This is a genomic window from Micromonospora sp. R77 (assembly GCF_022747945.1).
Classification (GTDB): domain Bacteria; phylum Actinomycetota; class Actinomycetes; order Mycobacteriales; family Micromonosporaceae; genus Micromonospora.
Map to the genome: position 1 here is coordinate 3178021 of NZ_JALDST010000001.1, position 15471 is coordinate 3193491.

9 protein-coding genes are annotated in these 15471 nt (G+C 70.0%); 1 reads left to right on the top strand and 8 read right to left on the bottom strand.

Annotated elements, in window-relative coordinates; translation table 11 throughout:
• Positions 1 to 91 precede the first annotated feature (91 nt).
• The 4 genes from MRQ36_RS14870 to acs all read right to left on the bottom strand — a co-directional run bounded on the left by MRQ36_RS14870 (position 92) and on the right by acs (position 10526).
• Positions 92 to 2491, bottom strand: coding sequence for an immune inhibitor A domain-containing protein (locus tag MRQ36_RS14870; RefSeq protein WP_242801118.1), 2400 nt, complete (start codon positions 2489 to 2491; stop codon positions 92 to 94).
• A gap of 310 nt (positions 2492 to 2801) precedes the next feature.
• A complete protein-coding gene (locus MRQ36_RS14875) occupies positions 2802 to 5108 on the bottom strand; it encodes an immune inhibitor A domain-containing protein (protein ID WP_242796086.1) in 2307 nt (768 codons plus the stop codon).
• Between the two features lie 392 nt (positions 5109 to 5500).
• Positions 5501 to 8293: an immune inhibitor A domain-containing protein gene (locus tag MRQ36_RS14880; RefSeq protein ID WP_242796088.1), complete on the bottom strand. Its 2793-nt coding sequence runs from the start codon at positions 8291 to 8293 to the stop codon at positions 5501 to 5503.
• 268 nt (positions 8294 to 8561) lie between these two features.
• Positions 8562 to 10526 carry an acetate--CoA ligase gene (gene acs / locus MRQ36_RS14885; RefSeq protein WP_242796090.1) on the bottom strand — a complete coding sequence of 655 codons (1965 nt, stop codon included), beginning with the start codon at positions 10524 to 10526 and terminating at the stop codon, positions 8562 to 8564.
• Between the two features lie 254 nt (positions 10527 to 10780).
• Between acs and MRQ36_RS14890 the strand changes: the two genes are divergently transcribed.
• Positions 10781 to 11527 (top strand): oxidoreductase, encoded by a 747-nt coding sequence (locus MRQ36_RS14890; RefSeq protein ID WP_242796092.1) that lies wholly within the window; start codon positions 10781 to 10783, stop codon positions 11525 to 11527.
• A 6-nt stretch (positions 11528 to 11533) separates the two neighbouring features.
• Here the strand turns inward: MRQ36_RS14890 and MRQ36_RS14895 are convergent, their stop codons facing one another.
• The 4 genes from MRQ36_RS14895 to MRQ36_RS14910 all read right to left on the bottom strand — a co-directional run bounded on the left by MRQ36_RS14895 (position 11534) and on the right by MRQ36_RS14910 (position 15446).
• Positions 11534 to 12166 (bottom strand): TetR/AcrR family transcriptional regulator, encoded by a 633-nt coding sequence (locus MRQ36_RS14895; protein ID WP_242796094.1) that lies wholly within the window; start codon positions 12164 to 12166, stop codon positions 11534 to 11536.
• A complete protein-coding gene (locus MRQ36_RS14900; protein ID WP_242796096.1) occupies positions 12061 to 13425 on the bottom strand; it encodes a methyltransferase in 1365 nt (454 codons plus the stop codon). Before MRQ36_RS14900 ends, MRQ36_RS14895 begins: the two co-directional genes overlap by 106 nt.
• A 55-nt stretch (positions 13426 to 13480) precedes the next feature.
• Entirely contained in the window at positions 13481 to 14377 is an 897-nt protein-coding gene (locus tag MRQ36_RS14905) for a hypothetical protein (RefSeq protein WP_242796098.1), read from the bottom strand.
• 259 nt (positions 14378 to 14636) lie between these two features.
• A complete protein-coding gene (locus MRQ36_RS14910; RefSeq protein ID WP_242796099.1) occupies positions 14637 to 15446 on the bottom strand; it encodes an HAD family phosphatase in 810 nt (269 codons plus the stop codon).
• Positions 15447 to 15471 lie beyond the last annotated feature (25 nt).

Genomic DNA, 15471 nt, shown 5'->3' on the forward strand with positions numbered 1-15471 from the left:
CCTGCCGGAACGGGCGATGCCCGGGCAGGTGACCCTGCCCGGGCATCGCTTCGTGCGTGTTGCGTGGTGCGGTGTTGCGCTGATCAGCGGATCAGGAGAAGCGGACCGTCATCGAGGTGCCGTTCTGCTTCAGAACCTTGACCTTGGTGCCGGTGGCCGGGAGCTTGACGCCGTGGTTCGGCAGCTCCGGGAACCAGTACTGCTTGGTGTCGTCGAACAGCGGCTGCGCAGCCTGGCCGCGGATGTACTGCGGCACGCTGTTGATGTGCAGCGTGAACGAGTCGGCCTTCTTCAGGCTGAACGGCGCGTCGTAGACCTGGACGCGGGCCCGCCAGGGGTTGCCGGTCAGGTTGTAGATCGGCCGCGGGTGCGCGTCGATGATCATGTTCCGACCCTCGCCCGGGTGGACGAACGTGTCGTTGTCGGCCCACCGGAGGTTCCAGTAGGAGATCAGCAGACCCGTCTGGTACGCGTAGTGGTCCACGTAGTCCGGCTTGGTGTTGGCGTAGCCGAAGTAGTACGGACCGGTCTTCAGGTACTGGTCGTACGAGACGTACGACCGGTTGCCCATGATGTAGTAGTTGTCGAACAGCCGGGTGTAGGTCTCGGCCACGATGTCGAAGCCGTTGAGGGCCCAGTCGCCCGCGCCCGCCTCGGCACCGTCGGTGAGCAGGGTCTGCCCGTCGGCGGTGACGGTGATCGCGTCACCGTAGAAGCCACCGGCGGAGAAGCCACCGTCGGTCTGGTAACGGAGCCGGAACTGCACGACCTTGCCGGCGACCGCGTCCATCGGGATGTTGACGTCGACCCACTTGTCGTCGCTGGAGCCGTCCAGGGCGTAGCGCCCGGGCGAGATCTCCTTGAGGGCCTTGCCGTCGACCGTGCCGGGCAGCGAGACCCAGCTCTGGCCACCGTCGGTGGACGCCTCGAAGAAGAGGTAGTCGAAGTCCTCTTCGATGTTGTAGCGACCCTTCATCGACAGCGCGGCGGTGGTCTTCCCGGTGAGGTCGATCGTCCGCGTCATCGTGTTGTTCAGGTCGTCGTCGTTGCCGGAGAAGTACTGCTTCTCACCCTCGAACGGCTTGCCGTTCTGGAAGGTGTACTCCCGCTGCGGGAGAACCACGACGGCGCCCTGCGCCTTCTTGGAGTTGTACTCCTGCGGACCCAGCTCCAGGGTGCGCTTCTGGCCGGCCTTGATGGTCTCGTAGTCGAGCCAGCCGAGCTGGAGCTTGTTCCAGGCGCCGAGGTCGCCGCCCCGCTCGCCGATGCCGGCGTCGGTCTTGGCGCCGAGCCGGCTCTGGGCCATCAGGGTCCAGTGCTCGTTGTTGTTGTCCCCACCCGAGGTGACGTTGTAGTCGTCCGGCAGACCGAGGTCGTGGCCGTACTCGTGGTAGAAGACGCTCCGGCCGCCGTTCTCGGGCTGGATCGTGTAGTCACCGATCCACACGCCGGTGTTGCCGATCTGGGTGCCGCCGGCCGGGAAGTTGGCCGGGCCGGTGTTGCCCTGGTCGGACGCGAACGCGTACCACCGGTGGCTCCAGATGGCGTCCTCACCCTGGATCGGGTCACCGTCGGCCTGGTCGCCGCCGGCGTGGACGATCTGGAAGTGGTCGATGTAGCCGTCCGGCTCGTTGAAGTTGCCGTCGCCGTCGAAGTCGTAGCGGTCCCACTGGTCCATCGACTTGACGTCGGCGGCGATCTGCTCGTCCGTACGGCCCTGGGCCTTCTGGTCGGCGACCCACTGGTTGGCGGCGTCCCGGACCAGCGCCCAGGTGTTGCTGCAGACGTTCGAGGCGCAGGGGTAGCCGTCGGAACGGCCGTACCGGGCCTCGTTGTACTTGACCTTGACCCAGTTGGTGACCTCGCCGTCGACGCTGTAGCGACCCGAGGACTGCGCCTCGTAGTACTGCTTCAGCGACTCGTCGCCCTGGCCGGTGCCGAAGTACATCTTGCGGAAGTAGTCCGCGCTGTAGTCCGGGTGCCAGTTGGTGGAGTTGTCGACATTGCGGTCGGGGGCCGGGATCTGGTTGTGCAGCGGACCGTCGAACCGGGTCGGGCCCGCCGTGTCCGGGTCGGTGTCCTGGTCCGGGTAGTTCGGGTGCCGCTCGTCGCCGAACTCGGCGAGGATCACGAAGATCTTGTCGGTACGCTCGCGAGCGAGCTCGACGTACTGGTCCTTCGTCTGGGCAGCGCTGGGGCCGGCCTTGGCGACACGGGCGTTGCCCGCACCCTTCGCCTGCTCCTTGCCGACCTTGACGACGGTGCTGCCGTTGATCTTCTGCGCCTTCGCCTTGCCCGAGAGGACCTCGCTGAGGCCCTCCTGGCGCAGCGCCCGCCGCTTGGTCTCGAGCGGGTTGGGCAGATCGTGCTCAGCCTGCTGCGGCTCGCTGACCGACGGCGTGGACGCCGGCAGCTTCGGGGCCGGCGCCGCGCTGGCGGACGTGCCCGCCACCAGTCCCGTCGCCGTCAGCGAAAGCCCGAGCAGACCCACTGCGACTTTGCGCACGTGGTACCTCCGGTGTGAGGGAACCGGCCCAACGGGGGTACGGGCCGGTGAAGACATCCCACGAGTGGGACCAAAGTGAACATAGACATTCCTGTGACTGGTGGGAAGACGGTCGCGTCGATTTGTTGCAACTTTTTGATGGGAACGCTTTTCACCGTCACACCGCGCGGCGTTGCCATGCCGCTGAGCAGCGTCGTCGCGGCGATCACGGAATGCAGTGACGTGCTTCGATCACCCCGGAAAGCCGGAAGGGCCGGTGGCGTTTCCGCCACCGGCCCTCCGACGTGCTATCTGATCAGTTACTGACCTTCACGACCATGTCGTCGGTCGGGTTGGTGCCCTGCTTCAGGATCTCGATCTTGGTGCCGGTACCGGCCACCTTCACCGAGTTCCACGGGTTGTTGCTGTTCCAGTACTTGGTGATCCCGTTGTCGGTGAACACCGGGGTCGGGTCGAGCCGGGGCACGGTGACCGCCACGCCGTTCTTGTGGAAGGTCTGCGCCGGCTTGGCGTACAGGCTGAACGTCGCGTCGTAGCCGTTGCGCCGGTTGCTGATCGTGCCCTGGTTGCCGACCTGGATCGCGCCGGAGCGGACGTCCACCGGCAGGTTCAGGCCGTAGCCCGGGTGCTGCGAGGTGTTGTTGTCGCCGTACGCGTAGTTCACGTACCAGACCAGCAGGCCGGGCTGGTTCGCGAACCGCTCCACGAAGTCCGGCCGGGTGTTGCCCCAGCCGAAGTTGTACCCACCGGTCCGCAGGGTGTCGTCGTAGCCGACGTAGGTCCGGTTCTCCGCGATGTAGAAGCGGGGGTACGAGTCGGTGACCGAGCCACCCATCCGGGTGAAGCCCTTGGCCGTCCACGCGGCGTCCAGCGTCTCCGCGTCGTCCGAGAAGACGACCGAGCCGTTCTTGGTCAGCGCGATGTTGTCCAGGAACGCGCCCGCCAGGTGCACGCCGCCGTCGGTGGCGTAGCGGTAGCGGAAGGTCACCGTCTTGCCGGCGTACGCCGACAGGTCGTAGGTCGAGTCGACCCACGCGCCGCTGCTGGAGCCGGTGATGCCGTTCGCACCCGCCGGGACCAGGTTGTTCTTGACGTCGGCCCAGGTGGCACCGCCGTCGGTCGACACCTCCGCGTAGAGGTAGTCGTAGTCGGTCTCGATGTCGTACATCAGCTTCGACGTGATCGACGCGGTGGTCGCGCCGGTCAGGTCGAGGGTGCGGGTCAGCGTGGTGTTCAGGTCGTCCGCGCTGCCGCCCCACCACTCGTTCGACCCGCCGAACGGCGTGTTGTAGCTCGTGGTCTGGGTCTGTGCGGGCAGGTTCACCACGACCGCCTGGGCCTTCGGCCCGTCGCTGTCACCGGCCGGGCCCAGGGTCACCTGGGTGCTGCCCTTGCCGTACTCGACCGTGCTGTAGTTCAGCCAGCCCAGGTAGAGCTTCGACCACGGGTCCATGTAGCCCGGGGTCGAACCGATGTCGTCGGTGCCGTGGCTCAGCCACGAACCCGAGGACATCAGCGTCCAGAAGCCGGTGCCGTTGTCGCCACCGGCGGTGTCGTACAGGTCCGGCAGACCGAGGTCGTGACCGTACTCGTGGGTGAAGACACCCAGGCCACCGTTCTCGGGCTCCGTGGTGTAGTCACGGATCCACATCCCGGTGTCGCCGATCTGCACGCCACCGGCCAGGTTGCCGGCCGGTCCGGCCTTGCCCTCGAGGTTCGGGAACGCGGCCCACCGGTGCGACCAGATGGCGTCCTCGCCCTGGGCACCCCCGCCGGCCTCCTCGCCCTCACCGGCGTGCACCGCCTGGAAGTGGTCGATGTAGCCGTCGGGCTCGTTGAAGTTGCCGTCGCCGTCGAAGTCGTACCGGTCCCAGACGTCGAACTGGGCCAGGTAGTCCTTGATCTGCTGCGGCGTCTTGCCGGCCTTGATCTGGGAGTCGTACCAGGACGTCGAGCTGTCCTTGACGAAGTTCCAGTAGCCGTCGGCCTCGGAGATGGCGTTGCTGCCGTACCGGGCCTCGTTGTAGGGAACGGTGACCCACTCGCTCACGTCACCGTTGACGGTGTACCGACCGCCGGACTGCTTGAGGTAGAAGTCCTTGAACGACTCGCCCGCACCGAAGAACATGTCCTGGTAGTGGGCCCGGTTGAAGTCGGACCGCCACAGGGTGCTGTTGTTGTCGGTGACGCTGCCGTCCCAGTTGCGGTCCGGCTCCGGGATCTGGTTGACCACGGGGCCGGGGGTGCCGCCGGTGCGGGGGTCGGTCTTGTCGCCGAAGTTGACCAGCATCGTGAAGATGGGGTCGGTCTTCGGCGCCTGCTGGTACTCGACGAACAGGTCGTCCTTGACCTGGATGACCTTCGAGCCGTTGCGCGTCTGGAGCTTGGCCTTGCCCCTGAGCAGGTCGGCGATCGCCTGCTTCTTGACCTCCCGCTGCTGATCCGCCAACGGATCGGGCAGGTTGTCCTTGCCGTGCTTGGCCTTGTCGACGCCGGGGGTGGGCTCCGCCGCCGAAGCGGCGGACGCCGGGGTCGTGACGACGCCGGCTGCCAGCAGCGCGGCCGCGGCCGAGACCAGGCCCGCCGTGACTCGTCTCCTCAAAGGTCCTCCTCCTTTGTGGAACTGTTACATGACAGAGACAACTAGAGCTATCACTGTCATGTCATGCGTCACTCACAATGACAGAGGTTTCCATCGTTGTCACCAGGCAACTACCCGGGAAGACGCCCATCTTTCACGGGCAAATCAGGACCAACTCGGGCGTGGATTCGACCCGGATTCGCATTACGTTTTGGCCACGATCACTTAGAGTAACGGTGATTATGAGGTCCCCTAGGGGAGCGCAGAGGGCCGAGAAAATGTCACACGGAAAGTTCGTCGGAGGCCGGGCGGCGTAAGAGAACGGCGGGGCCCGTCCGGAGCAGTCTGCTCCGGACGGACCCCGCCGTGGGTCCCGTCGTGACGAGCCTCAGCTCACCTCGGCGAGTCTCGGCTCACCGGGTGGCCGAGGTGACGTAGACCGTGGCGTACGAGTTGTCCTTGGCGGCCCGCTTGACGGTGATCGTGACGCCGTATCCCACGCCCTGGTCACCCGGGTTCCCGGTGCCCAGCACGATCGCCCCGCCGCCGAGGGTCGCCCCGTAGTACGCCGTCGCCGGCGAGCCGTCCGGGTTCACCACGCGGGTGGAGTACTTCGCGTTGCCCTTCGACGGGACGACCACCGAGGCGTCGTTGTCCCGGGCGTACGCCGCGCCGTTGCGGATCTCGATGCCCGGGTACCAGCCCCTGGCGTCGCTGAACGCCGGCACCGCGCCCTGCGCCCCGAAGTCCGTGCAGTACTCGCTGTAGGGCTCGTCCGCCGCCTCCAGGCACTCCTTGAAGGGGTACGTCGGGTTCAGCGAGAACGCCGCGTTCGACGACTGCGGACGGCTGGGCAGGTTGTCCAGCACCGACGGGTCCTTGGCGGCCGCCTCGCCCTGCCGCCGGTACGGGTCGAAGTGCGAGTCGACGATCAGCAGGCCACCCTTGGCGCCGTAGCTCGGCAGCGCCGTCATCTGCGCGGTGACGTGGTTGACGTCGCCCAGCACCGTGTCCCGGTACCAGACCAGCATGCCCGGGGCGTTGTACGAGATCCGGTCGACCTTCCACGCCTCGTGCGAGTAGACGGTGTCGTACGCGTACTTCAGGCCCTTGTCGAACCCGTCGAAGTTGCGCCACTCGGCCAGGTAGTACTGCGCCTTGACCTGGGTGCCGGCGTCGACGTGCCAGCCGGCGCCGGTGGTGTCGGTGAAGGTGCCGCCGGACTGCGTCCAGCCGGCCGTGCCGCCCTCGACGTCGTCGCTCCAGGTGGTGGCGCCGCCGCCGGTGACCGAGAAGTCGTCGGCGAACCAGCCGCGCTCCACGAACGCCTCGTCGGTGGCGTAGCGCAGCCGCACCTGCACGGTCTGCCCCGCGTACGCCGACAGGTCGACGTAGTCGTGCCGCCAACCACCGGTGGTGCCGGTCAGCCCGTACTTCTTGTTGCCGTAGTCGACCATCCGGCCGTTCGGGTCGGCGTAGCCGTCGTCGGTGGTGACCAGCTTGCCGGTGGCGTCGTAGACCTTCTGCTCGGCCCAGGTGGTGCCGCCGTCGGTGGACACCTCGACGAAGCCGTAGTCCCAGTCGGCCTCGATGACGAAGTTGTTCCACATCCAGAACTTCGCGTCGGCCGCGTTCGGGACGGCGACCTGGCGGCTGAGCTTGACGTCGGCCCAGTTCTGGTCCGCCCCGCCGTACCACATGTTCGCGCCGCTGTGCGGCTGGGCGAGGGTGATCACCTTGTCCGGCAGGTTGACCTTGAGGCCGTCCTTGGTGCCGACCGGGGTGTTGGAGGTCTGCCCCAACTGCACCGAGCGGGCGTCGTCACCGGGGTTGACGACCTGCGGCTCGGCCCAACCGAGCACCCACTTGTCCCAGATCCCCATGTGGGTGGGGAGCGCCTGGAAGATCTCGCCGCTGTGCGAACCCGACGCCATCAGGTCCCAGAAGTCGACGTCCGAGTCGGCGTTGCCCGAGGTGTCGTAGAGGTCCGGCAGACCCAGGTCGTGACCGAACTCGTGGGCGAACACGCCCACCCCGGCGTCCTCCGGCTGCACGATGTAGTTCGACACCTTCAGGTTGGTGCCGGGGATGGTGTAGCCGCCGGCCACCGTCGAGGAGTGCGCCCAGACCGAGTAGACGCCCACGTCGCCGCCGCCGCGGGACTTGCCCTGGTTGGCGTGCACCAGCACCAGGTGGTCGATCACGCCGTCCGGCTCGTTGACGTTGCCGTCACCGTCCCGGTCGCCCTGGTCCTCGACGTCGTAGTCGGCCCACGGGAAGTTCGGGTCCATCTTCGCCAGCGCGTCGATCGCGTCGGTGGCCAGGCGGCCGGCGCCCTGCGGGTTGTCCGGGTGCCCGTTCATCGACTGCTGCCGCCCGGCGACCCAGTTGCCGTTCTCGTCCTTGAAGCAGCGGGACGCGGCGTACCAGCCCTCCGAGTGCGGCACGGTGATCCACGGGCTGGCCTGCCCGTCCACCGTGTACGCGCCCTTGGACATCTCCAGGTACATGTTGTGCATGGTCCGACCGGCGAGGCTGACGCCCGGCTTGCCGTCCGGCCCGGTCAGGTCCTTGCGGACCCGCTCGGTGATGCCTTCCTTGGTGTAGAGCATCTTGTCGAAGTGCTCCGGCGAGAAGTCCGGCACCCACATCGAGTTGTTGTCCTGGTGCGGCAGGGTCGCCGGGTCCGGGATGGTGTTGTGCCGCGGTCCGTTCTGCACGGTGCCGAGGACACAGCTCCGGTCCTCGAATACCGTCTTGGGGACCATCACGTTGGTGAAGTCGTCGTTGGCGTGGTCGTTGAACTCCACCAGCAGGGTCAGCAGCTTGGCGGTCTGGGTGCCCTTGGCCTGCTTGATCTGACGCGGGCTCTGGCCGGTCCGGATCGCCTTCGCTTCCAACTTCGCCAGCTGCCGGGCCGCCACCGGGTTGCCACCGGCGAACTTGCGGTCGTAGGCGCGGGCCTCGTCCGCCGCCGAGGTGTAGACCCCGTCGGCGCCCTTGACCTCCTTGCCGGAGCTGTCCGGCTGCACCTCCGGCTCGGCGTAGTTGATGTAGTAGTCGTCCGCCCCGACGGTGGCCCGGGCCGGGCCGGACGACTGGGCGGCCGCGCTGCCGGTCACGGTCAGTGACGCGGCCGCGAGGGCGATGGCGGGCAACGCGACGAGTAGGCGTCGGCGCGACCCGGATTGCGGAAATGTGTTCATGCCGCTCCGTTTCTCGGGCATGGGGAGAGGGAGCCGGCGACGCATCATCGTCGATGTGATGACCATCGAAGCGTCCCGACCTGCGTGAAACTAAATGAGAAAGAAGATGAACGACAGGGTTCGGCGGCGGGGGTGACCGTTCAGCCGCTCCGGTCGCCCCGATCGACCGATGTGACACGCCCCGCTCGCTGCGGGGCGTACCCGTCAGAAAACGACGGTGGGTGACGGTCCGTCCGGACCGCCACCCACCTCGGAGTACGCCCTGCCGTCAGTCCTCGTCGGACTTTCCGCCGCCCATGCCGGAGGAGATCAGGTCCATCACCGAGGAGTCCTGGAGCGTGGTGACGTCACCGAGCGACCGGTTCTCCGCCACGTCCCGCAGCAGCCGGCGCATGATCTTGCCGGAGCGGGTCTTCGGCAGCTCCGGCACCAGCATGATCTGCCGGGGCTTGGCGATCGGGCCGAGCGTCCGGGCCACGTGGTTGCGCAGCTCGGCGATCAGCTGCTCGCCCGCCTCGCCGGAGACATCCGTGGTGCCACGCGGGATGGCGAACGCGACGATCGCCTGCCCGGTGGTCGGGTCGGTGGCGCCCACCACCGCCGCCTCCGCCACCGACGGGTGGCTGACCAGCGCCGACTCCACCTCCGTGGTGGAGATGTTGTGCCCCGACACCAGCATCACGTCGTCGACCCGGCCGAGCAGCCAGATGTGCCCGTCGTCGTCCTTCTTCGCCCCGTCACCGGCGAAGTACATCCCCTCGAACCGCGACCAGTACGTCTCGATGAACCGGTTGTCGTCACCCCAGATGGTCCGCAGCATCGACGGCCACGGCTCGCGCAGCACCAGGTAACCGCCGCCGCCGTTCGGCACCGACTGGCCCTGGTCGTCCACCACGTCGGCGACGATCCCCGGCAGCGGGGTCATCGCCGAGCCGGGCTTCGTCTCGGTCACCCCCGGCAGCGGCGAGATCATGATCCCCCCGGTCTCGGTCTGCCACCAGGTGTCCACGATCGGCAGCGCGCCCTTGCCGACGTGCTGCCTGTACCACATCCACGCCTCCGGGTTGATCGGCTCGCCGACGCTGCCCAGCAGGCGCAGCGAGCTCAGGTCGTACCCGGCGGGGATGTCCTCGCCCCACTTCATCATGGTGCGGATCAGCGTCGGCGCGGTGTACAGGATGCTGACCCCGTACTTGTCGACCAGCTCCCAGAACCGGCCCTTGTGCGGGGTGTCCGGGGTGCCCTCGTACATCACCTGGGTGGCGCCGTTGGCGAGCGGGCCGTACACGATGTAGGAGTGCCCGGTCACCCAGCCGATGTCGGCCGTGCACCAGTAGACGTCCGTCTCCGGCTTCAGGTCGAAGACCGCGTGCGTCGTCCAGGCCACCTGGGTCAGGTAGCCGCCGGTGGTGTGCAGGATGCCCTTCGGCCGGGCCGTCGTGCCGCTGGTGTAGAGGATGAAGAGCGGGTGCTCCGCGTCGAACGGCTGCGCGGTGTGCTCCGGCGCCGCCGTCTCCACCGTCTCGTGCCACCAGCGGTCCTTCGCCGACCAGGCGACCTCCTCGACGGTGCGCCGGACCACCAGCACGTGCTCCACCGACGGGCACTTCGCCACCGCCTCGTCCACCGTCGGCTTCAGCGCCGACGGCTTGCCGCGCCGGTAACCGCCGTCCGCGGTGATCACCACTTTGGCGCTGGCGTCCTGGATCCGGTTGGTCAGCGCGTCGGCCGAGAAGCCGCCGAAGACCACGCTGTGCGTGGCGCCGATCCGGGCACAGGCCAGCATCGCCACCGCCGCCTCCGGGACCATCGGCAGATAGATCGCCACCCGGTCACCGGCCTCGACACCCAGCTCGGTCAGCGCGTTCGCCGCCTGACAGGTGAGCCGGTGCAGGTCGGCGTAGGTCAGGGTGCGGGTGTCGCCCGGCTCGCCCTCCCAGTGGATCGCCACCCGGTCGCCCCGGCCCGCCTCGACGTGCCGGTCCAGGCAGTTGTACGCCACGTTCAGCTGCCCGCCGACGAACCACTTCGCGAACGGCGGGTTCGACCAGTCGAGCACCTCGTCCCACTGCTTCGCCCAGTCCAGCCGCCCGGCCTGCCGCGCCCAGAAGCCCAGCCGGTCCTCGGCCGCCTCGGCGTACGCACCGGCGGTGACGTTGGCGTTCGCGGCGAGTTCGGCCGGCGGCGGGAACTGGCGCGTCTCGTTCAACAAGTTGGCCAATGCCTCGCTCATGCGGGAACTCCTTCGTCGCGTGACCTGCGTCTCCTACCCGGCTGAGGTTAGTCGGGCCGTACCCCCTCCGCGACCGCCCGGTGACCGCCGCCGCGCCCAGCGGCCGGCATCGCGCGCCCAGTAGTAAGGACGGCTGCCTTTTTCGTCGCCCCCCGCGCGCCGGACCGCGCCGCACCCGCGTGCCGGACGTGGCTCGGGTCGCGTTGCGGGCGGGTGCGGGCCGGGCGGGCCGTCCGGGTGGATAGCGTGACGGGGTGACCGCCGATCCGCTCGCCCCGCTGCTCGCGCTCGCCGACATCGCGCCCGCCGTCGAGCGCGCCCGCGACCAGGTCGACCAGGCCCACCGGCACCGCGCGCTGCGCCGGCACGGTGGCCAGGTCGCCGCCGAGGTCAGCCTCCGCTGCGCGGTCGCCAGCGCCGCGCTGGAGGGGCACGTCCACGAGCGGGAGGCGGTCCGCGCCGGCACCGTCACCGACCCGGTGCTCCAGGGTGCGCTGCGGGTCGCCGGGGCGCTGCCCGGACTGGCCGACCTCTGGCCGAAGGCTCCCCGGCAGGCCCTCGCCCGGCTGCACGTCCTCGCCGCCCGCGACGTGGTCCCGGAGGCGGAACTGGGCCGACCGGTGGCCGACCCGGTGGTCGCCGCCCGCCTCGACGGGCTGGCCGGCCTCGTCGCCGGCGGCACCAAGGTCTCCCCGCTGGTGCTGGCCGCCGTGGTGCACGGCGAACTGCTGAACCTGCGTCCGTTCGCCGGGCCGTCCGGGGTGGTGGCGAGGGCCGCCGCCCGGCTGGTGCTGATCTCCACCGGGTCCGACCCGCGCGGGCTGGTCGCCACGGACGTCGGCCACCGGGAGCGGGAACCGGAGTACGTGGGCGCGGCCGGCGCCTTCGCCACCGGCACGCCCGACGGGCTGCGCTCCTGGCTGCGCCACTACCTGGCCGCCGTCGAGGTGGGCGCCGACCAGATCGGTCTGATCGGCGACGAGGTGCTCGCCGCCGACTGAGCCGGGTCAGTCCCGGCGGACCGCCCGGTTCACCTTCGACTGGAGGGCGCGCCGGGCCAGCGGCCCCAGGTCGTCCACGATCTCGATGAGCACCGCGAGCTGGTCGAGCGCGGCCAGGGCCCGGTCCGCAGCCGCCCGGTCCACACCGTCGTAGAGCTCGAACCCGATGAACGCGGCCGAGACGGCGCGGGCCAGCCCGGGAACGTCCGCGATCTCGGCGAACGGGGAACCGGCGAGCAGCCGACGCAGCACCGCTTCGAGCTCGTCCACCCAGAGCTGCAGCGCCCCGGCGGTCGGGGCGGCGAGCCGCTCGTCGGTCTGCGCCCCGGCGAGCATCTGGGCGAGGAACGAGACGTTGCCCAGCTCGCGTTCCTGCTCGTGCAGGGCGCGCCCGACGGCGAGCAGCTCCCGCAGCGAGCCGACCCCGGACAGGCGGTCCGACCAGTGCGCCACCCGCTCGGCGGTGCTGGCCCGGCAGGCCGCCGTCAGCAGGTCGTCGACACTGCCGTAGTGGTAGAACACCAGCGCCTGGTTCACCCCGGCGGCGGCGGCGATGGTACGCGCCGAGATCCCGGCGATGCCGTGCTGACGGATCGCCGCGATCGCCCCGTCGAGGAGGCGTTGCTTGGTGTCGGACATGGTTCTCCTCGGGGCGTCGCCGGATGCGGCGGTGCGATCATCGCATCGGTGACCAGCTGGGCCAGCCAGGCCGGACCGGGCAGCCGCAGCGTCCAACCGACCAGCGCCCAGCCCAGGTGGAGATGTTCGAGCGCGCGGGCGACGGCGGCCACCCCCCGTTCCTCGTGGCCGTCGTCGCCCGCGTACCCGGCCCGGGAGAGCACCCGGGAGTGTTCCCGGGCGGGCCGGACGATCAGCCCGACCGGACGCCGCCGGGCGAGGAAACGCCACGTCGCCGCGCACGGCCCGCAGTCGTCGTCGAGCCAGAGCACCGCCGGCTGCCCCGAGGCGTACGGCCGCCAGCGCGGCCACCAGTCCCGGACGTGCCGCCGGTAGGTGTGCCAGGTGTCGCCGTACCGGATGGCGAGGTCGTGCCGTTCGTGTGGCTCGGCCACCCCGGCGGAGAAGGCCACGGCCGCCACTGCCGCCGCCGGCAGCGTGACGCTGCCGGTCACCACGGCGGTGAGCAGCAGCAGGGCCACGGCACCGCACTGCATCGGGTTGGCCAGGTAGGCGTAGGGACCGGTGGTGACGAGCCGGCGAGGTGGATCCCAGGGGTACGGGGTGCCCCCGCCCCGGGTGACGAACTCCCGTACAGCGGTGAGCGCCGGCGTGGCGACGAGCAGGGCGACCTGCGCGACGAGCAGCGCCGTGCCCGCCGGCAGTGCGGTGAGCCGGGCCCAGGAGCCGTCACCCGATTCGAGGGCCAGCGACGGCACGAACCAGAGCAGCAGGGCGGTGAAGAGGGCGACCTGGAGCAGGGCCCGGGCCCGCAGGTGCCGCCGGTCGGCGCAGAACCGGCCGAGCAGCTGCGCCGGCAGGGCCACGGCCACCAGACCGACCAGCTCGCCGACCAGCCAGTGCGGACCCAGCCGCACCAGCGGGTGCAGGGCGGGCATCGCGACGACGTCGACCCAGAGCAGCAGGCCGATCGCCGACGGCAGCGGCAGCACCCGGCGGAGCAGCACCGGGACCGCCCCCCACAGGACCGCCCAGCCGATCCAGAGGTCCACCGGCATGCCCCGGTAGGCGCCCCGTACCGGGGCGAAGGCGTACCAGCCGGTCGACCGGGCCGCCTCGTGCAGGGCGGCGATCCCGACCAGGGCGGCCACGAACGCCAGCAGCGCGGCCGCGCGGGCGTCCCGGTGCCGTTCGTACCGGCCGGCGGCGACCAGTGCGGCGAGGGGCACCGCCAGGCCGAGGTAACGGACCGCCGTCATCGCGGTCCCCTCATCGTCGTCACGGTCCGGTCACCGTCGTCGCGGTCGGTCGTCGTCATCGCAGGTCCGTCATGTCGAGCAGGTGCCCGACGCCGGCGCCGAGGAGGAACTGCTGCAACGGGCCGAAGTACCAGGAGGGGTCGAGGCCCCGCCGGTAGTCGACGACGACGGTGACCTCCGTGTGCCCGGGATCGACCGCCCGCCACCGGACGTCGGCGTGCTGCCAGGTGAACCACCGGGCGGTGATCGAGGTGTCCTCGACGAACCGGAAGGCGACGTGCTGAGCTTCCCGGGCCTCGACCTCGGCGACGAGATGACCGCCCGGTCCGTGCGCGCTGCCGTGGTAGCCGAACATCCAGCGGTCACCGGCAGCGAGTCCGTCGCCGGTGATCCGGCCGGGCATGGGCACACCGAGCATCCGCAGCGGCACCGAGCGCGCGGGCTCCGGGTGCGGGCCGGCGGTGAGCCGAGCGGCCACCTGGTCGGCCGGTAGCGCGACGACGCGGACCACCTCGACCCGCTGCCCGGGGGAGACCCGCGGACCGAGCCCGGTCCCTTCGAGACCCGGCAGGAGCAGCAGCGGCACGGCGACGATCGCATAGGCCCGGGACGACTTCCGCAGCGCGCGAAGCAGGGCGGTGGTGCCGTGCACCACCGCATAGACCAGCGGTGCGGCCAGCACCACGCAGACGGCCCCCTCGTGCAGCGCCACCGCCGCCAGCAGCAGGACGATGGTGGTGACGACGAAGACCCGCCCGTGGGCCGTACGCCCGGGGGTGAGGGCCAGCCCGGCGGCCAGCAGCACGGGCAGTCCCACGAAGAGCAGGGCGCTGTCGGCGCGTCCCTCCCGCACGGTCAGCACGAAGACGACCACCCCGAACGCGGCGATCAGTCCGGCCAGGACCCAGTTGGCGGTGGTGCGTCGAGGTGGCTGTTCATCCTGCTCGGTCATGGCGCTTCCCCCGTCTTTGAGCGAGTGCTCAAAACGCAGCATAGGCGGTTTTGAGCAACTGCTCAATCCCGTGCCGGGCGCGTTGTTCGGCACCAGCGGGGTCGGGCCGGCAGCCGGCGGTCCGGATGGTCCAGAGCGGGAGAGAGAGGGCATTCCCCGGCGGCACGGCAGTAGGGGGCGCAGGGGGCGGTGGTCGTGCCGGCGTCCCGGTCGGGCGGCGATGCCGCCGTTCGGTCAGGCGGTGACGTTGCCGTTCCGGTCAGGCGGTGACGGCGGGAGTGGCGCGGGTGCGGCGGTGACGGCCGTACCAGGCGATGCCGATGGCCACGCCGACGCCGACCCCGAGCGCCGCGGCGGCGACCGGCACGCCGGGACGCTCCCGCAGCCGCCGGCCCAGCGGGACCGGGTGCCGGAACTCCAGCACCGGCCAGGAGTTCTCCACGGCCAGCTTGCGCAGCGCGCGGTCCGGGTTGACCACGGTCGGGTGGCCGACGCACTCCAGCAACGGCCGGTCACTGTACGAGTCGGAGTAGGCGTACGAGTCGGCCAGGTCGTAGCCGCGCGCGGCGGCCAGCTCGCCGACCGCGTCGACCTTCCTCGGGCCGGCCGCGTAGAACTCGACCTCGCCGCTGTAGCGGCCGTCCTCGACCGCCATCCGGGTGGCGATCACGTCGGTGACCCCGAGCAGCTCGCCGATCGGCCGGACCATCTCGTCGCCGGAGGCGGAGACCAGCACGACGTCCCGCCCGGCGGCCTGGTGCTCCTCGATCAGGGCGGCGGCCTCGGCGTACACATAGGGGTTGATCAGCTCGTGCAGCGTCTCCGCGACGATCTGGCGGACCTGTTCCACCTGCCAGCCCTTGCAGAGTGTGGCCAGGTAGTCCCGGGTGCGGGCCATGGTCTGCTCGTCGGTGCCGCCCAGCCGGAACATCAGCTGCGCGTACGCCGACTTGACCACGTCCCGCCGGGTGATCAGCCCATCCCGGTAGAACGGCCGTCCGAATGCCAAGGCGCTCGACTTGGCGATGACGGTCTTGTCCAGATCGAAGAAAGCGGCACTTCGGCCCACGGCGCGAAAGTCTAGCCCGATGGCA